16 protein-coding genes are annotated in these 18650 nt (G+C 71.5%); 11 read left to right on the plus strand and 5 right to left on the minus strand.

Going from position 1 to position 18650, the window contains the following annotated elements:
• Window positions 1-57 precede the first annotated feature (57 nt).
• A complete protein-coding gene (locus ACTJI8_RS06530; protein ID WP_440732610.1) occupies window positions 58-636 on the minus strand; it encodes a DUF1349 domain-containing protein in 579 nt (192 codons plus the stop codon).
• A gap of 140 nt (window positions 637-776) precedes the next feature.
• Between ACTJI8_RS06530 and ACTJI8_RS06535 the strand changes: the two genes are divergently transcribed.
• On the plus strand, window positions 777-1301 hold the full coding sequence (locus ACTJI8_RS06535; RefSeq protein ID WP_440732611.1) for an AAA family ATPase: 525 nt from the start codon (window positions 777-779) through the stop codon (window positions 1299-1301).
• 30 nt (window positions 1302-1331) lie between these two features.
• Here ACTJI8_RS06535 and ACTJI8_RS06540 read toward each other — a convergent pair whose 3' ends face one another.
• The 4 genes from ACTJI8_RS06540 to ACTJI8_RS06555 form a co-directional block, all read right to left on the minus strand.
• Window positions 1332-2483 (minus strand): cystathionine gamma-synthase, encoded by a 1152-nt coding sequence (locus tag ACTJI8_RS06540; RefSeq protein WP_440732612.1) that lies wholly within the window; start codon window positions 2481-2483, stop codon window positions 1332-1334.
• 18 nt (window positions 2484-2501) lie between these two features.
• Entirely contained in the window at window positions 2502-3518 is a 1017-nt protein-coding gene (locus ACTJI8_RS06545) for a pyridoxal-phosphate dependent enzyme (RefSeq protein WP_440732613.1), read from the minus strand.
• A gap of 264 nt (window positions 3519-3782) precedes the next feature.
• Window positions 3783-4232, minus strand: coding sequence for a Fe-S cluster assembly sulfur transfer protein SufU (gene sufU, locus ACTJI8_RS06550; RefSeq protein ID WP_440732614.1), 450 nt, complete (start codon window positions 4230-4232; stop codon window positions 3783-3785).
• The gene (locus ACTJI8_RS06555) at window positions 4229-5533 is read right to left on the minus strand and encodes an aminotransferase class V-fold PLP-dependent enzyme (RefSeq protein WP_440732615.1); all 1305 of its coding nucleotides are present in this window, start codon (window positions 5531-5533) and stop codon (window positions 4229-4231) included. The genes sufU and ACTJI8_RS06555 overlap by 4 nt, the downstream gene beginning before the upstream one ends.
• A 156-nt stretch (window positions 5534-5689) precedes the next feature.
• Here ACTJI8_RS06555 and ACTJI8_RS06560 point away from each other — a divergent pair, with 156 nt between their 5' ends.
• From ACTJI8_RS06560 to ACTJI8_RS06605, 10 genes are all read left to right on the plus strand, one after another.
• Complete coding sequence (locus ACTJI8_RS06560; RefSeq protein ID WP_440732616.1) at window positions 5690-6703, plus strand: hypothetical protein; 1014 nt, start codon at window positions 5690-5692, stop codon at window positions 6701-6703.
• Window positions 6704-6778: 75 nt separating this feature from the next.
• Window positions 6779-10840 (plus strand): beta strand repeat-containing protein, encoded by a 4062-nt coding sequence (locus ACTJI8_RS06565; RefSeq protein ID WP_440732617.1) that lies wholly within the window; start codon window positions 6779-6781, stop codon window positions 10838-10840.
• Between the two features lie 167 nt (window positions 10841-11007).
• Window positions 11008-12717 carry a radical SAM protein gene (locus tag ACTJI8_RS06570; protein ID WP_440732618.1) on the plus strand — a complete coding sequence of 570 codons (1710 nt, stop codon included), beginning with the start codon at window positions 11008-11010 and terminating at the stop codon, window positions 12715-12717.
• Window positions 12718-12720: 3 nt separating this feature from the next.
• Complete coding sequence (locus tag ACTJI8_RS06575) at window positions 12721-13095, plus strand: hypothetical protein (protein WP_440732619.1); 375 nt, start codon at window positions 12721-12723, stop codon at window positions 13093-13095.
• Window positions 13095-13901, plus strand: a complete 807-nt coding sequence (locus tag ACTJI8_RS06580) for a prolipoprotein diacylglyceryl transferase (RefSeq protein WP_440732620.1) — start codon at window positions 13095-13097, stop codon at window positions 13899-13901. Before ACTJI8_RS06575 ends, ACTJI8_RS06580 begins: the two co-directional genes overlap by 1 nt.
• Window positions 13902-14406: 505 nt before the next feature.
• The gene (locus tag ACTJI8_RS06585) at window positions 14407-14613 is read left to right on the plus strand and encodes a hypothetical protein (RefSeq protein ID WP_440732621.1); all 207 of its coding nucleotides are present in this window, start codon (window positions 14407-14409) and stop codon (window positions 14611-14613) included.
• A 98-nt stretch (window positions 14614-14711) separates the two neighbouring features.
• The gene (locus tag ACTJI8_RS06590; RefSeq protein WP_440732622.1) at window positions 14712-15743 is read left to right on the plus strand and encodes an iron-siderophore ABC transporter substrate-binding protein; all 1032 of its coding nucleotides are present in this window, start codon (window positions 14712-14714) and stop codon (window positions 15741-15743) included.
• On the plus strand, window positions 15743-16792 hold the full coding sequence (locus tag ACTJI8_RS06595) for a FecCD family ABC transporter permease (protein WP_440732623.1): 1050 nt from the start codon (window positions 15743-15745) through the stop codon (window positions 16790-16792). Before ACTJI8_RS06590 ends, ACTJI8_RS06595 begins: the two co-directional genes overlap by 1 nt.
• Window positions 16789-17844, plus strand: coding sequence for a FecCD family ABC transporter permease (locus ACTJI8_RS06600; RefSeq protein WP_440732624.1), 1056 nt, complete (start codon window positions 16789-16791; stop codon window positions 17842-17844). The genes ACTJI8_RS06595 and ACTJI8_RS06600 overlap by 4 nt, the downstream gene beginning before the upstream one ends.
• A complete protein-coding gene (locus ACTJI8_RS06605) occupies window positions 17841-18635 on the plus strand; it encodes an ABC transporter ATP-binding protein (protein WP_440732625.1) in 795 nt (264 codons plus the stop codon). Before ACTJI8_RS06600 ends, ACTJI8_RS06605 begins: the two co-directional genes overlap by 4 nt.
• The last annotated feature ends 15 nt before the right edge of the window (window positions 18636-18650 follow it).

Below are 18650 nucleotides of genomic sequence, written 5' to 3' on the forward strand. Positions count from 1 at the left end.
GAATCACGTTCCCGCCGATCGGAAGGCCGCACCGACGCGTCTCGCGCCGGCAACGGATCAGTGCAGCGAGCCGTCGGCCTCGACCACACGCCAGGCGTGCAGTCGCACGGCAAGACCGGCCCGCGTCGGCGCGCACACGAACGGGCCCGCCTCCGCGACGAGCGACGACGCGAACGGCAGCACGCGCACGAGCTGGAGCGGCTCGCCGACGATTCCGGCGCGCACCGTGAGCGCGTCCGTACCACGGCTCACCCGCACGAGGATGCGACGATCGACCCACTCCGGTACCGGGGCGAGTGACCAATCCGACATCCCGTCGGTGACCACGGCGCCCACTTGCGGCCGCCCGTCGGCGAATTCGACGCCCGCCTTGACCCAGCGCTCGTCCGAGACGCGCACGAACGCCCCCGCCTGGTCGAACTGGGCGGAGAACGCCGCCGTGAACTCCACCTCCACGGCCGTGTCCACGGCGAACGGCACCACGAGCGCGTGCTCGCTGTCGTGCACGAACCCGTACGACGTGATCCGCCACGCATCGCTGCCTTCGACGGCGGTGACGACGAGGTCGCCCTGATCCTCGGCGAGCGCTGCGGGCTCGTGGGTCCAGCGTCCGTCCGACCAGGCGATGTCCGTCATCTCCTCAGGCTACGGCCCCGGCGGCATCCCGCCTGCAGCCCCGCGCCCCGCGGCCGCTGCAACCCCCGCGGTAACCGCAGCGACCCCTGCGGCAGCCCGCAGCGGCCCTTGCAGCACCTGCGGATCCGTAGACTCCGGACATGCGCATCGTCGTCTCCGGCACGCACGCCACCGGCAAGAGCACCTTGATCTCCGACTTCTCCCTCGCACATCCCGAGTTCGTCGTCCTCCCGGATCCGTTCGAGTTCGTGGACGAGGGAAGCGGATCCGGATCTCTCGTCGCGCAGCTGCGGATCAGTGCGGAGCGGCTCCTCGACCCGGAGCTCGCCGGATCCGTGATCGCCGAGCGCGGGCCGCTCGACTTCCTCGCCTATCTCGCCGCGCTCGACGACCTGGGCCGGTCCTCGCGAGCCGCGGAGCTGTTCCGGCGCGAGGCCCCGCTCGCCGCGGAAGCGATGGCGGAGGTCGACCTGCTCGTGCTCCTCGGGCTCGACGACGGCATCACCGTGCCCGAGGAGGAAGACCCTGAGCTGCGCGAGGCCATGGATGAGGCGCTGCGCGCGCTGACCGATGACGAGGAGCTCACCGGCGCGGCGCGGATCCTGGAGCTCGCAGGCGATCCGGCCACCCGGCTGGCGGCGCTGGAGGCCGCCGTCCGGGCGTGAGCCGAACCCCTTGTCCGTGGCGCGGGCCGCTCAGCCGGCCAGGGCCTGCTCCAGGTCGGCGAGCAGGTCGGCGATGTCCTCCAGACCGACCGAGAGGCGCACGACCTCCACGGGCACGGCCGCCTCGGTCCCGCGCACCGAGGCGTGCGTCATCGCGTCGGGGTAGTTGACGAGCGACTCCACGCCGCCGAGCGACTCCGCCAGCTGGAACACGCGCGTCGACTCGGCGAAGCGACGGGCGGCCTCGCCCGACTCCAGCGCGACCGAGACGATGCCGCCGAAGCCCGACATCTGCCGCGCGGCGAGCTCGTGGCCGGGGTGCTCGGGCAGGCCCGGGTAGTAGACGCCCGTGACGCGGGGATGCGCGGCGAGGAACTCGGCCACGGCCTGCGCGTTCTCGTTGTGCTGGCGCATCCGCACCGGCAGGGTCTTGATGCCGCGCGTGGTGAGCCAGGCGTCGAACGGCCCGGACACCGCTCCCACCGCGAACTGCAGGAAGCCGACCTTCTCGGCGAGCTCGGCGTCGCGCAGCACGACCGCGCCGCCGACCACGTCGGAGTGCCCGCCGAGGTACTTCGTCGTCGAGTGCACGACCACGTCGGCTCCGAGTGCGAGCGGGCGCTGCAGCGCGGGGGTGGCGAAGGTGTTGTCGACCACGACGACCGATCCGGCCTCGTGTCCGATCTCCGCGAGCGCGGCGATGTCCGAGATGCGCAGCAGCGGGTTCGACGGGGTCTCGACCCACAGCACGCGCGGGGCCTTCGCGGCGACGGCCGCGCGAACCGCCTCGGTGTCGCTCATGTCGACGACCTGCACCGTGATCCCCCAGCCGCCGAGCACCCGGGAGATGAGCCGGAACGTGCCGCCGTAGACGTCGTTGCCGAGCAGCACATGGTCGCCCGGCTGCAGGATCGCACGCAGCAGGGTGTCCTCCGCGGCGAGGCCCGAGGCGAACGAGTAGGCGTGCGTGCCGCCCTCGAGCGCGGCGAGCTGCGCCTGCAGCGCGTCCCGCGTCGGGTTGCCGCTGCGGCCGTACTCGTAGCCCTGGCGGAGGCCGCCGATCCCGTCCTGCACGAACGTCGTCGAGAGGTGCAGCGGCGGGATCACCGCGCCGGTGTAGGGGTCGGCGGCCTGGCCCGCGTGGATGGCGGCGGTGGCGGTCTTGTCGGTCTCGATGGTCATGGTGGGATCCTCTCGGGTTCAGTCGTGCGCGCGGGTCGTGTCCGCGGCGAGGTCGGCCGGGGGCACGGCGAACCCGTGCCCGGTCATCCAGTCGTCGTCGTAGAGCTTGTCGAGATAGCCGCGGCCGTGGTCGGGCAGCAGCACGACGACCACGTCGTCCTCCCCGAGGCCCTCGGCGACGCGCAGCGCGGCGACCACGGCCATGCCGCTGGAGCCGCCGACGAGCAGGCCCTCCTCGCGCGCGAGCCGACGGGTCATCGCGAACGACTCCGCATCGGAGATCCGCTCGTAGCCGTCGACCACGGCGGGATCGAACGTGGCCGGCAGGAAGTCCTCCCCGACGCCCTCGACGAGATAGGAGTGGATCTCATCGCCGGAGTAGATGGAGCCCTCGGGATCCGCGCCGATCACCTGCACGCGTCCGGCGCTCACCTCCTTGAGGTAGCGGCCGGTGCCGCTGATCGTGCCGCCGGTGCCGATGCCCGCGACGAAGTGCGTGACCCGGCCGTCCGTGTCGGACCAGATCTCCGGGCCGGTGGATTCGTAGTGCCCGCGAGGGCCGTTCTGGTTCGCGAACTGATTGGGGTTGAAGGCCCCGGGGATCTCGCGGGCCAGCCGAGCGGCGACCGAGTAGTACGACTCTGGATGCTCGGGCGGCACCGACGTGGGTGTGACGACGACCTCGGCGCCATAGGCGCGGAGCGTGGCGACCTTGGGCCCGTCGAACTTGTCCGGCACCACGAACACCATCCGATAGCCGCGCTGCAGCGCGACCAGCGCGAGGCCGACCCCGGTGTTGCCGCTCGTGGCCTCGACGATCGTGCCGCCCGGTTGGAGCAGTCCCTCGCGCTCTGCGGCATCGACGATCGACCGTGCGATGCGATCCTTCGCGGATCCGCCGGGGTTGAAGTACTCGACCTTGGCGAGCACGGTCGCGCGGATCGCGCCGCGCTCGGCGGTCGCACCGGTGACGGACGAGAGACGGACGAGGGGCGTCGCGCCGACGAGGTCGGCGACATGGCTGGCGTAGCGCACGGAAGTTGTCCTGAACGGTGGTCGCGCCGGAAGGGCGCAGGGCTGTCTGTGGTCGTCGGAGAAGCGCGGATCGCGCTCAGAGACAACAACGACAGGTCAGGGCCACAGTGTCAAGGTACAGCACCGGATCCGGATCCGAAGACTCGGCCGCAACAGCCCGCGTAACAGTTCGCCGACTCCCCTCCTGGATTCAAAGAGCGCAAATGGCTCCATCCAGGCCCGGAAAGGGGTCATTTGCGCGCTTCGAAACGGCAGAACCCCGCGTCAGGCCCGGCGCAGCGCATCCTCCAGGGCGACCCAGCCGAGCATCGCGCACTTGACGCGCGCGACGTAGCGGGAGACGCCGGTCAGGGCGGCCGCGTCGCCGTAGACGTCCTCGTCGAGCTCCATCGCGCCCCGAGAGCGCAGCGCCTCGCGGAAGCCGTCGATGAGTCCCGCCGCCTCTTCCCGCGAGTGACCGACCACGAGTTCGGTGAGCATCGACGCGGAGGCCTGCGAGATCGAGCAGCCGGATCCCTCCCAGCTCACCTCGGTGATGCGCTCGCCGTCGTCGGAGACGCGGGCGCGCAACGTGATCTCGTCGCCGCAGATCGGGTTGCGCTGGTGCGACTCGGCGGTGTGCGGATCGTCCTCCGCGCCGAGCAGGCCCTTGCCGTGCGGGCGCTTGGAGTGGTCCAGGATCAGCTCCTGGTAGAGGTCCTCGAGGCCGCTCATGCGTGCGCCTCCTGGTGATCGGAGGATCCGGAGACGCCGAAGAACGCACGCACACCGGAAACGGCGTCGAGCATCCGGTCGACCTCGTCGGCCGTGTTGTAGAGCGCCGCAGAGGCGCGCACCGACGCCGTCACGCCGAGGCGGGCGTGCACGGGCTCCGCGCAATGGTGGCCGACGCGCACGGCGACACCGCGGGAGTCGAGGAACTGGCCGACATCGTGCGCATGCACCCCGTCGACGACGAAGGCCTGCAGCGCCACGCGCTCGGCCCCGTCGGCCGCACCGAGAAGCCGCACGCCGTCGATCGCGCCGAGACCGGTGCGCAGGCGCTGCTCGAGGTCCTTCTCGTGCGCGTGCACCGCATCCATGCCGAGGTCGTCGAGGTACCGCACGGCGGCGGCGAGGGCGATCGCCTGCGACACCGGCTGCGTGCCGGCTTCGAACCGCTGCGGGGGCGGCAGGAACTCGGTGCGCTCGAATGTGACGCGCGTGATCATCGAGCCGCCGGTGAGGAACGGCGGCAGCGCGGCGAGCACCTCACGACGTCCGTACAGACCACCGATCCCGTACGGACCCTGCATCTTGTGGCCGGAGAACACGGCCAGATCGACGCCCAGCGCGGGCAGGTCGAGCGGCAGATGCGGCGCCGACTGGCACGCGTCGAGCACGGTGAGCGCGCCGACGGCCTGCGCGAGGGCGACGATCTCCGCCACGGGGTTGACGATGCCGAGCACGTTCGAGACGTGGGTGAAGGCGACGACGCGGGTGCGGGGTCCGATGACCTCGGCGGCGTGATCGAGGTCGAGGGATCCGTCGTCGCGGATCCGGATCACGCGCAGGACGGCGCCTGTGCGGGCCGCCAGCTCCTGCCACGGCACGATGTTCGCGTGGTGCTCCGCCTCGGTCACGACGAGCTCGTCGCCGGGCTGCAGCGCGAAACGGGCGCTCTCGGGCAGGCCGCGGCCGAGGGTCGCGTTGCCGATCGCGTACGCCACGAGGTTCAGCCCCTCGGTGGCGCCGTGCGTCCAGACCAGGTCGTCCTGGTGCGCGCCCACGAAGCCGGCCACAGTCGCACGGGCGTCCTCGTAGAGCTCCGTCGCCTCAGCGGCGAGCGTGTGCGCCCCGCGGTGCACCGCCGCGTTGGAGCGCTCCAGGAAGTCGCGCTCGGCATCGAGCACGACGCAGGGCTTCTGGCTCGTCGCCGCGGAGTCGAGGTACGCCAGCGGAGCCCCGTTCACGGATTCGGCGAGCAGGGGGAAGTCGGCGCGGACGGCGGCCACATCGAGGGCGGGAGAACTCACACATCAACGCTACGTCAGTGCCGACCCCCTGGGATCCGTCCGACAGTGCTTGGTCTCGATCCGGTGACGCCGCGGGAACAACCGCAAGTGGCTCTAGACAGATGCTCTGCGCAGGGAATACCTTGTGCCGTAACGGCGGTATATCGGGGGGTATTCATGCGGGGTCGTACGCGGTCGCTACGGGGATTCGTCCCCGCTGCGGTCGCGGGCGGATTCTTCGCCCTCGGCTGGGTGGCTCTGTCGATCGCTTTCGGATCCGGATCCGCGCAGGCTGCAGAGACCGCACCCCCGCCGCCTCCGAGCCTCCTCGGCACGTTGCAGAGCACGGTCGGCGCAGTTCAGGACACGATCGTCGAGGCGCCGGCCACCGTTCAGAGCACGCTCTCGGCCGTGCAGACCACCGTTTCCGAGGTGCTTCCGGCACCCGTCGTCGACGCGGTGACGGACGCGGCACCCGCGCCCGCAGAGGCCGCAGTGCCGGTTGCACCGCTGGTCGCGCCGATCGTCGAAGCCGTCCTCCCGGTCGTGGAGGGCGTCGACCAGACCGCCGGCGCCGCGATCGACGTCGTCACGACGACCACGGACACGGTCGTCCCGGCGCTGAGCCCCGTGCTCGCGCCGGTCAACGCCGTTCTGCACCGCGTGCCCACGACGCTCGGCGCCGTGACCGATGCGCTCCCGCGGATCGCCGTCTCGATCGACGGCACCGTCGGAACCGTGACCGAGACGGTGCGCGGCGCGACCGCGACCGTGCCGCCGGTCTCCCCGGTCGCGGATCCGGCCGGATCTCCCGCCATTCCCGGTCTTCACGGCGCCCTAGACCCGGTCTCCCCCGCTTCACCGCGCCCCGTCACGCTCGCTTCGGCGCGGGACGGGGCGCAGAGTGCGCTTCCCACCCTCGACGAGCTCGTATCGGCGGCGCTCTCCGCGCCTCCGGCAGCGACCGCGCCCGCAACGCCCGCGCAGCACCCGTCGGGTTCCCCGACCTCTGAGTTCGGGGTGCCGGGCACCGGATCCGCATCCGGTGGCAGCACGAGCGACGTGCGCCTCTTCGGCACCATCTCTTCGTTGTCGGCAGGCGACCGTCTGCTGGCCGTCCGCACCGGATCTGCAGGCGACGACCGCCTGCCGGTCTCGCCGGTCGCGGACCACGACTCCTCTCCCGACTGATCGGGGCACGGCCGCCCTTGAGGCGGCACGTGTCATCGCGCATTCGCGCATCCCCAGATCAGAAGGAAAGAGAACATGAATCGCATCGTCAAGCGTGCTCTCTGGGGCATGCTCATCGCGGGCGGGATCACTCTCGCCGGCGCGACGGCGGCAAATGCCGCAGAGGCGCCACCCAATGGCGCCGACTGCGGCTGCAATGTCGTCAACAGCACACTCACGGCAGTCACGAACCTCGTGGCCGGCGCCTGCGACCCGTCGCAGGGCGGCGGAGGCGGAGGAACCGGCGGTCTTCCCGCGGTCACGCAGGACGTCTCGGACCTCGTCGGCGACACGCTCGGCACAGTCACGGGCACGGTCCCGTCAGGAGGCGGCACGGATCCGGGTCTGCCTTCCGTGCCGTCCGTCCCGGACGTCATCGTCCAGACCGCCGAGGCGGCGACCGACGGAGCTGCGGACACGGTCAGCGGCGTCACCGACGCAGCCACGACCGGCGTGACGAACACGGTCGACGACGTCACGCACGCTGCTGCCAGCGGCGCTGCAGACACCGTCAGCTCGGTCGTCACGGCGGCGGGCAACGGAGTCGGCGACACCGTCGACGGGGTCACCGACTCCGTCGCATCCGGCGTCAACGGCACCATCGGCGGGGTCACCGGGCATCTCCCGGGCCTGCCTTCCGTTCCGGGCCTGCCTTCCGTTCCGGGCCTCCCGGGCAACGGCGGCACCCCCGGCCTTCCTGGACTTCCGGGGCTTCCGGGGCTTCCGGGCGGTTCGCTGCCCGGCCTTCCGGGACTGCCCGGGACTGGCGGAGCTCCGGGCGAGATCACGGTTCCCCTCCCGGGGATCGGTTCGGTTCACGCCGGCACGACCCCGAACGGGCTCAACGTCGGTAAGAACCTCAACGTCCTCGGAATCAAGGACGTCTGGGACCTCACCGCAGGCCCCAACGGCGTGTCCACCACGGACCGCATCGGCACCGACAGCACCAACGTCTACGTCGACGCAGCCGTCCCCACCACGGGAACCACCGCACCGCACGCATCGGTCACGCTGCCGAACCTCGGCGGCATCACCGGCGGGCTCCCGGGCCTGCCCGGCAACCCGGGAACCCCGGGCAACGGCGGAACCCTCCCCGGCCTGCCGAACCTCGGCGGAGTCCTCGGCGACCTGACCGGCAGCCTTCCGGGCCTGCCGGGCGGATCCCTTCCGGGTCTCCCGGGAACGGGTGGCACCCCCGGTGTGGTCACGATTCCGGTTCCCGGAGTCGGCACGGTTCACGCCGGCACCACCCCGAACGGGCTCAACGTCGGTAAGAACCTCAACGTCCTCGGAATCAAGGACGTCTGGGACCTCACCGCCGGCCCCAACGGAGTATCCACCACGGACCGCATCGGCACAGACGCCACCAACGTCTACGTCGACGCAGCCGTCCCGACGAACGGGACCACGGCCCCGCACGCCGGCGTGACCCTTCCGAACCTCGGCGGGATCACCGGCGGCCTCCCCACCGTCCCGGGTCTTCCCGGTGGCGGATCCCTGCCCGGGCTTCCGGGCACCGGCGGCACCCCCGGAGGTAATGGAGGAGGAACCATTCCGGGGCTGCCCTCGATCCCGGCTCTGCCGAACCTCGGCGGAGTCCTCAGCGGAATCACCGGCACGCTCCCCGGGCTGCCGGCCGTCCCCGGCCTCCCTTCGGTTCCGGGCCTGCCCGGCACCGGCGGCACTCCTGGCGTGGTCACGATTCCGGTTCCCGGCGTCGGTTCGGTTCACGCCGGCACCACCCCGAACGGCCTGAATGTCGGTAAGAACCTGAACGTCCTCGGAATCAAGGACGTCTGGGACCTCACCGCCGGCCCCAACGGAGTATCCACCACGGACCGCATCGGCACAGACGCCACCAACGTCTACGTCGACGCAGCCGTCCCGACGAACGGGACCACGGCCCCGCACGCCGGGGTGACCCTTCCGAACCTCGGCGGGATCACCGGCGGCCTGCCCACGGTGCCTGGCCTGCCTGGTAACGGCGGAACCCCGGGTCTCCCGGGCCTGCCGAACCTCGGTGGAGTCCTGGGTGGTCTGACCGGATCCCTCCCGGGTCTGCCCTCTGTTCCGGGTCTCCCGGGCAACGGCGGCACGCCTGGCGTGGTCACGGTTCCCCTCCCGGGGAGCGGTTCGGTTCACGCCGGCACGACCCCGAACGGCCTGAACGTCGGTAAGAACCTGAACGTCCTCGGAATCAAGGACGTCTGGGACCTCACCGCAGGCCCCAACGGTGTGAGCACCACCGACCGCATCGGCACCGACAGCACCAACGTCTACGTCGACGCAGCCCTGCCCACCACCGGCACCACCGCACCGCACGCCTCCGTCACCCTGCCGGTCCTCGGCAACCTGACCGGCGGCCTGCCCACCGTCCCGGGACTCCCGGGAACCGGAACCCCCGGTAACGGGGGAACTCTCCCGGGCCTGCCGAACCTCGGCGGCGTCCTCGGCGGAATCACGGGCAGCCTTCCGGGGCTGCCCACCGTCCCCGGACTGCCCACGATCCCGGGCCTCCCGGGAACTGGAACCCCCGGTAACGGGGGAACCCTCCCGGGCCTGCCCAACCTCGGCGGAGTCCTCGGCGGAATCACGGGCAGTCTTCCGGGGCTGCCCTCGATCCCTGGCCTCCCGGGAACCGGAACCCCCGGTAACGGGGGAACCCTTCCGGGCCTGCCCAACCTCGGCGGGATCCTCGGCGGAATCACGGGCAGCCTTCCGGGGCTGCCCACCGTCCCCGGTCTGCCCACGATCCCGGGTCTCCCGGGATCCGGAACCCCCGGTAACGGGGGAACCCTTCCGGGCCTGCCGAACCTCGGCGGCGTCCTCGGCGGAATCACGGGCAGCCTTCCGGGGCTGCCCACCGTCCCCGGACTGCCCACGATCCCGGGCCTCCCGGGAACCGGCAACCCGGGAACCCCCGGTAACGGCGGAACCCTCCCGGGCCTGCCCAACCTCGGCGGGATCCTCGGCGGAATCACCGGCAGCCTTCCGGGGCTGCCCGCCATCCCGGGCCTCCCTGGAACCGGCAACCCCGGAACTCCCGGTAACGGGGAAACCCTCCCGGGTCTGCCGAACCTGCCCATCGGTGCCATCACCGGTGCGCTCGGCGGATTGACCGGCAACCTGCCCAGCCTGCCCACCGTCCCGGGCCTCCCCGGAACCGGAACCCCTGGCAACGGGGGCACCCTGCCAGGTCTGCCTAACCTCGGCGGAGTCCTCGGCGGAATTACCGGCAACCTCCCGGGGTTGCCCACCTTCCCGGGTCTCCCCGGAACCGGCAACCCGGGAATCCCGGGCAACGGAGGGACCCTCCCGGGCCTGCCCAACATCGGCGGGATCCTCGGCGGACTGACCGGCAACCTGCCCGGCCTGCCCACCGTCCCGGGCCTCCCCGGAACCGGCAACCCGGGAACCCCGGGCAACGGCGGGATCCTTCCGGGTCTGCCGAACCTCGGCGGCTTGACGGGCGCCCTCGCGGGCGTCCTCCCCGGCGAGCCGAACCCCGGCGCCGGCCTGCCCAACCTCGGCGGCGTCCTCAGCGGAATCACCGGCAGCCTTCCGGGGCTGCCCACCGTCCCCGGCCTGCCCACGATCCCCGGTCTTCCCGGAACCGGTGGCACCCCGGGCAACGGCGGGACCCTCCCGGGCCTGCCCAACCTCGGCGGCGTCATCGGCGGCGTGACCGGAACCGTTCCGGCGGTCACCGGCGTCATCGGCGGCGTCACCGGATCCCTCCCCGGCGTCATCGGAGGGATCACCGGATCCCTCCCCGGCGTCATCGGAGGGCTCACTGGATCGCTGCCCGGCCTGCCCACCGTTCCCGGAACTCCGGGCACCCCGGGCACCCCGGGCACCGGAACTCCGGGCACGCCGGGAACCAGCAATGGCGGAACCACCCCGGCCGCCGGTAACGGTGGCGTTCAGGTCGTGTCTCACGTGACGCACGGTCTGAACGGGGCTGTGCGCAGCCTGCACGCAGCCACCGCGAGGACGGGTTCTCTCGCGCAGACCGGGTTCTACGACCCGTTCCTGCTCTTCGCCGGACTGTTCCTGCTTGCCGCAGGCGCGGTGGCGAAGGCCGTCGAGCGCCGCTGAAATCCTCACTGCGGAGGGCCGTCCTTGCGGGCGGCCCTCCGCTCCTGTGTGCGCATACATCCGGCACGAACGTCCTCGCCGCACGATCGGACTTCGCGACCGCGCGGTTATCCACACGCCCCGTCCGCACCCCCGACACGGAACCACCCGGCCGCTAGGGTGAGCGCATGACCCCCACCGTGGAGAACCCGGCAGGCTTCGGCCCCGGTGCGGCGGGAGCCCCCGTCCGCGCGAAGACCGCCGGATCCGGACAGCCCCTCCGCGACTACCGCGTGCACCGCTACGTCAACGCGTTCTGCCCCACGTGCCATGAAGAGGATCCGGAACGTCCGCTCGCGGATGTCCGCCGGCTGAGCGGCTGGCTGGCGGTGCGAGGCGACCGCGTCTGGCTCGAGCGAGGCTGCCCCGAGCACGGACTGCAGCGCACGCTCTACGACGAGTCGGCCGAGATCCTCACCTACCTCGAGCAGTGGACCGCACCGACGAAAGTGCACGAACCCGACCTCGCGGGCAACTTCAAACCGGTGCCCTCGGCCTACGAGGACGGCCTGCCCGAGATGCAGACGCAGCACACCTGCATCCTGCTGGAGGACCTCACCGACCACTGCAACCTGCGCTGCCCGACGTGCTTCGCGGAATCCAGCCCTGCGGCGAGCGCCATCGCCCCGCTCGCGGAAGTGCTCGCCTCGGTCGATGCCCGGCTCGCCAAGGAGAACAATCGCATCGACGTGCTGATGCTCTCCGGCGGCGAGCCGACCCTGTACCCCTGGCTGGAGCAGCTGCTCGAGCACCTCGTGGCGCGCCCGATCGTACGCATCCTGCTCAACTCGAACGGTCTGCGCATCGCGCAGGACGACGCACTCGTCGCGACGCTCAAGAAGCACCGCGAGCGGGTCGAGGTCTACCTGCAGTACGACGGCGAGAGCGCCGGGGCGTCCGCCTACCACCGTGGCGCGGACATCCGCCGGTTCAAGGAACGCGCGCTCGCACGACTCAGCGAGGCGGGGGTGTTCACAACCCTCACCATGACCGCAGCCCTCGGCGTGAACGACGGCGAGATCGGCGCCGTGATCCGTCGCGCGATGGAGACGCCCTACGTGGGCGGCGTCACGATCCAGCCCGTGTTCGGATCCGGCCGTTCGGCGGGGATCGACCCGCACGACCGTCTCACGCACACGGGCGTGCTCGCCCGGCTCGAGCCGCAGACCGACGGCGAGGTCACCTGGAAGGATCTCACCGCGCTCCCCTGCAGCCACCCGCACTGCTGCTCGGTCGGCTACCTGCTCAAGGACGACTCCGGATCCTGGAACTCGCTCACCAAGCTCGTCGGGCACGACCGGCTCAAGGAGTTCCTCGACCTCAACCCGGACCTGATCGCGAACCGCATCGCCGACAGCGGCATCAATCAGAAGCTGAAGGACTCGGTCAAGCAATCACTGCTCGACCTGCTCAGCGAGCAGTCGTCGCTGTCGCACCCCTCGATCGGATCCCTCTGGAAGGACATCTGCACGGGCTGCGACCTCGGCATCGGCACGCTCAGCAAGCTCGCCACCGCGGCGCTGCCCGGGCAGCACAAGCGGCTGAGGCAGTTCCTCGGCGAACGCGTCAAGCGCATCACGGTCAAGCCCTTCATGGACATCAACACCATGATCGAGGAGCGCCTCACGCAGTGCTGCGTGCATGTCGCGACGGTCAACGAGCAGACGTCGGCGCACCAGTGCGCGCCGTTCTGCGCCGTGCAGGCGTGGGCGCCGCTCTCCCGCACGCGCATCTCGACAGCGACCGGATCCGCGGGTGCTCGCGCCGGCGGCGCCGCCTCAGAGGCGGGCGTCGACGTCGGGGACCGCGCCCGGCTGCCGCTCTCGGTGGGGCACTGACCCGTGTCCGCCGCGCTTCCGGATCCGTCCCCCGCCCCTCAGGGCGAGGGCGCGACGGGCGCGCCCGGTGAGCTCGACCTGTCCGGCCTGAACCGCTACGACGAGACCGTCGGATCCGCCGCACCGCCGTTCGATCCCCTGCGGCTGTGCGTGTTCACGACAGTCGCACTCATCGCGTGCCTGCTCGGTCCGATCGCCGTGCTGGGCTTCGCACTCGTCGCCATCGCCGGATATGCGCGCGCCCGCCGTCAGGGTCTGCTGCGCTCGAAGTGCAAGCTCGGCGACACCCGCCTCGTGCTCACGTATCTCTCTGCTCTCGCGGTGCTCGCCGCTGTCGCGACCCCGTTCTGGGTGATGTTCTGGATCGGGCGGTTCTGATGTTCCCGACGCTGCAGGATCTGCTCGGACCGTGGGCGCCTCCGCTCGAGACGCACGGGTTCTTCGTCGCGCTCGGACTGAGCGCGGCGGGGATCGTGTTCCTCATCGAGCGTCGCCGGCGGGGCGTCACGGATCCGCGGGTGGCATATCTCGTGCTCGGTGCGCTGCTGGGCGCAGCGATCCTGAGCCGTCTGGGCACCTGGGCTCAGCACATCGACCTCACCAAGAACCGCGACCTCGTCTCGCAGCTCACGCACGGCAACGCCTCGATCCTGAGCGCCCTGGTCGGAGCCTGGCTCGGCGTGCACGTCGCCAAGAAGATCGTCGGCTACCGCGAGCGCAGCGGCGACCTCTTCGCCCCGGCGGTCGCGATCGCGATGGCGATCGGCCGGTTCGGCTGCCTGTTCACCGAGCGGCCGGGCACCCCCACTGGTGCGGACTGGGGCATCGTGCTGGATCCCGCGGCCGCCGCGCGGGTCGGATCCACGGCGGGAGTGCCGCTGCACCCGAGCTTCATCTACGAGATCGCGTTCCACGCGGCCGCGTTCTGCCTGCTCTGGTTCTGGCTGCGCCACCGCGACATCGCCGCCGGCGAGACCCTCACGCTATACATCGCGGCATACGGGATCTTCCGCTTCTTCGTGGAGTTCGTGCGCGGCAACGACGTCGCCTGGCTCGGCCTGACCCGACCGCAGCTGTTCCTCATCGTCACGATCCCGCTCCTGCTCGCCCGCATCGTCTGGAAGGCGCGGCGAGGCGCCTTCCCGCTCATCCCAAGGAGGATCCCGAGTGAACAGCACGCCTGAGGACCCGCCCGAACCGGATCCGGAGCAGCCGGTGGTCCAGCCGGATCCTCCCGCACCCGCACCCGGCGCTCCCGAGCAGCCGCCGGGCCCGCCCCGGCCACCCGCGCCGCCGAGCCCGCCGGCGGCGCCGCCCGCACCTGCACCGCCCGGTCCGCCCGCGCCTCCTCAGGCTCCCCTCCCGGAGCCGGCCGCCCCTCCCCTCGCCCCACCGCTCGGCGGCCCAACGCCGACGGGCGACGCGATCCCTCCGGGGGGCGCCGAGATCCCTCCGGCTCGGACGGTGGTTCCGCCGCCCGATCCGGTGGCGCCCACCGGTCCTCCCTCGGGGGGTGCCGCGCCCGGCGCCTATCCCGGCGCGCCGGGCTCATATCCGGGAGCGTCGGGAACCCCCGCAGCGCCGGGCGGCTACGCGGCGTATGCCGGTCCGGCCGGCGGACCACCACCGCGCTCGGGACTGAGCTTCGGCGCGGGGATCGGCGTCGGAACCGCGGTCGGCTGCGGATCCATGCTGATCGCTCTGGTGCTGTTCTTCAGCCTCGCCAACCTCGGAACCGCGTTCTCGATCGGCGCGCTCGTACTGCCGCTGATCCTGGGCGCGGTGCTGCTGATCTGGGCGAAGACCAGGGGCATCGGCGTGGGCGTGCTCATCATCTCCGCAGCCGCGTGGCTCGTCGTGATCGGGCCGTGCCTGGGGCTGCTCAACGGACTCTGAAGCACCCGCCGCGCAGGCCGACTCCGGCCCTTCTCGAGGGATCAGGCACATAGGTTAGGCTTACCTATCTACCCGCTGTCTTTCTTCGAGGAGATCCCATGCCCTCCCTCCGTCTGCGCCGTGGCGCGGCCGTCCTCAGCCTCCTGACCGCCGGCGCCCTCGTGCTGTCCGCGTGCTCAGCCGGGTCCGCGCCCAGCACGACCGGAACCGGATTCTCGAGCGGCGCCTTCCCCGCGACCACCGAGCACGTCTACGGCAAGACCGTCATCGAATCGGCACCGAAGAACGTCGCCACGATCGGCTGGGGCAGCTTCGATGCCGCGATCGCCCTGGGCACGATCCCGGTCACGATCCCGAAGTCGACCTTCGGCGACGCGGACGGCGACGGCTACCTGGAGTGGACGAAGGACGCGATCGACGCCGACAAGGCGAAGCTTCCGCCACTGCACGACGAGACCGACGGGATCCCCTACGAGAAGATCGCGGACACCTCGCCGGATCTGATCCTGGGCGCGAACTCCGGTCTCACGAAGCAGGAGTACGACACCCTCGCCAAGATCGCCCCCACCGTCGCCTACCCGGGCACGCCCTGGGGCACCTCGTGGCGCGACTCCACCACGATGGTCGGCGCAGCGCTCGGCAAGTCCGCAGAGGCCAAGACCCTGATCGCCGACACCGAGAAGGCCATGGCGACCGAGATGGCGAAGTACCCCGCGGCGAAGGGCAAGACCGGCATGGTCATGTGGGTCGACGCGAAGGATCTCGGCAAGGTGCAGTACTACACGCCGAGCGACACCCGCGTGCAGTACCTGAACGACCTCGGCTTCGCCACGCCGCAGTCCATCACCGACCTGGCCGAGAACGAGAAGGGCTTCGTCGCGACGATCTCGGCCGAGCAGGCCGACAAGCTCGACGCCGACGTCGCGGTGGTCTACGTGCAGGGCGGCGACCTGTCCACCCTTCAGAACGACCCGCTGCTGAGCCGGATCCCCGCCGTGAAGAAGGGCTCCGTCGCGCTCATGAACGACGAAGCCCTGCTGATGGCGGTATCAGCGCCCACCGTGCTGTCCATCCCGTGGGCGCTGCCGACCTACGCGAAGATGCTCGGCGAGGCTGCCGCCAAGGCCTGATGACCCTCGCCCCTGCACCGACGCCGCCCGCGCCGGGATCCGAGGCACGCCGTCGCGTGCGTCTGTCCCCGACGTGGGCGCTCGTCGTATGCCTCGTCGCGCTTCTCGTCGCGAGCGGGCTCTCCCTCGCGCTGGGTGCGCGCATCGTGCCGCCCGGCGCCGTGTGGGATGCGTTCCTGCGCCCCGACGGTTCCACGGACCAGGCGGCCGTGCTCTCCCGGGTGCCTACGACGATCACCGGACTGCTGGTCGGCGCGGCACTGGGCATGGGCGGTGCCCTCATGCAGGGCATGGCTCGCAACCCTCTCGCCGACCCCGGCCTGCTCGGCGTGAACGCCGGAGCGTCGCTGTTCGTGGTGCTCGGCATGACGCTGTTCGGGTGGCAGGCGCCGCTCGCGATCGTGTGGTGCGCCCTCGCCGGCGCCGCCGTGGCGGTGGTGCTCGGCTACGGCGCCGCCGCGGCGAGTCCCGGTGGCGCGACCCCGGTGACGCTCGCGCTCACGGGCGCGGCGGTCACGGCGATCGCGACGGCCGTGATCACGGGCATCCTCATCGTCGACCAGTCGACGTTGGAGAGCTTCCGGTTCTGGCAAGTCGGATCCCTGACAGCGGCGTCGTTCTCCACGCTGGCGCAGCTCGGGGGCTTTCTCACCCTGGGCGCCGTGCTCGCCGTCGCCTGCTCCGGCCGACTCAACGCGCTCGCGCTCGGCGACGACGTCGCTCGCGGGCTGGGCGTGGGCGTCGGCGCATCCCGGCTCACCGCGGTGCTCGCGGTCGTGCTCCTGTGCGGCACGGCGACGGCCCTCGCGGGTCCGATCGGGTTCGTCGGGCTCGCCGTCCCGCATGCGGTGCGGTTGCTCGTCGGCAGCGACTACCGCTGGATCGTGCCTTTGTCGGCCGCGGCCGGAGCCACGTTCCTGCTCGTCTGTGACGTGATCGGGCGGATCCTGGCTCGGCCCGGTGTGCTCGAGGTGGGCATCGTGACGGGCGTGATCGGCGCTCCGGTCTTCATCGCGCTCCTGCGCCGGCGCAAGGCGGTGGGCCTGTGACCGTCCTCGACACCGCACGACCCGACGCGACGTCCGCACCCGCTGATCGGCTCCGCGCTGCTCGGCGCCACCGCGAGGCCCGCGACGCCGTGCTCATCGCGGGTCTCGCCGTCGTCACGGTCCTCCTGTTCGGCGCAGCCCTCATGTTCGGCGCGAAGACCCTCGCCCTGCCCGACGTGCTGCGCGCGCTCACCGGCCAGACGGTGCCGGGCGTGAGCTTCGCCGTGGTCGAGCTGCGCCTGCCCCGTGCGTTCGGCGCGCTGCTGGCCGGGGCGGCGTTCGGGCTCGGAGGTGTGCTGTTCCAGACCTTGCTGCGCAATGTGCTCGCGAGCCCGGATGTGATCGGCGTCAGCGCCGGATCCAGCGCCGCGGCGATCACGGCCATCTCCTTCTTCGGCGCCTCCGGGCTCGTCGTGGCCGGCGCGGCCGTCGCCGGAGGGCTCCCCACCGCGCTGCTGATCTGGGCGCTCGCCTACCGCCGTGGCCTTTCCGGCCTGCGCTTCGTGCTGGTCGGCATCGGCGTCGCCGCGGCTCTCCAGGCCGTGATCAGCTATGTCCTCACCCGCTCCGACGTCAAGGCCGCCGAGCAGGCGACCGTGTGGATGGCCGGATCCCTCAGCCGCAGCCTCTGGGACCAGCTCGCCCCGACTGCTCCCGTGCTCGCCGTGCTGCTCGTGGTCGCCCTGCTGGCCGCGCGGACGCTGCCGGTGCTGCGACTCGGCGACGACTCCGCGACGGCGCTCGGCGCACGCCCACAGCACTCCCGGATCCTGCTGATCCTGTGCGCGGTGCTGCTCACCGCGGTGGCGACCTCGCTGACCGGACCGATCTCGTTCGTCGCCTTCCTGGCCGGGCCCATCGCGCTGCGGCTGGTCCGGCGCGACGCCGCACTCCCTCTGGTCTCCGCGCTCCTCGGCGCGATCATCGTGCTCGCGGGCGACGCGGTTGGACAGCACGCCTTCCCGATCACGCTGCCGGTCGGCGTGATCACCGGCGCGATCGGTGCGCCGTTCCTGCTCTGGCTCCTGATGAGAGGACGCACGCGCGCATGAGCTCGCACACCCTCGAAGCGAACGACCTGACCGTCGGCTACGACGGCGCGCCCGTCATCGACGGCCTCGACCTGGCCCTGCCCACGTCAGGGATCACGATGATCGTCGGCGGTAACGGCTGCGGCAAGTCGACCCTGCTGCGCACGCTCGCCCGGTTGCTGAAGCCGCGCAGCGGATCCGTGCTGCTGGACGGAACCGCGATCTCGCAGCTGCCCACCAAAGAGGTCGCCCGGATCGTCGGCCTGTTGCCGCAGGCGCCGATCGCCCCCGACGGGATCAGCGTCGCCGACCTCGTCGACCGCGGTCGCACCCCGCACCGCGGCTGGCTGGGCGGGCGCGACCGCCGCGACGACGAGGTGGTGGCCGATGCCCTGCAGGTGACCGGCATGACGGAGTTCGCGGAGCGCTCCATCGACGAGCTCTCCGGCGGGCAGCGGCAGCGCGCGTGGGTCGCGATGGCGCTCGCGCAGGAGCCCGACATCCTGCTGCTCGACGAGCCCACCACCTACCTCGACCTCGCGCACCAGGTGGAGCTGCTGCAGCTGCTCGTGCGGCTGTCGCACGAGCGCGGCACGCAGGTCGTGGTCGTCATGCACGAGCTGAACCTCGCCACACGCTACGCCGACCATCTCGTCGCGATGCGCGACGGCCGCATCGTCGCCGAGGGCGCTCCGGGTGACGTCGTCACCGTCGAGCTGCTGCGCGAGGTCTTCGACCTCGAAGCCGTCGTGATCCCGGATCCGGTCGCCGGCACGCCGATGATCGTGCCCGTGGACGTGCACCGCGGCTGAACACGCACCCTGCCT

Origin of the sequence: Microbacterium sp. 22303, assembly GCF_052045265.1 — a bacterium.
GTDB lineage: Bacteria > Actinomycetota > Actinomycetes > Actinomycetales > Microbacteriaceae > Microbacterium.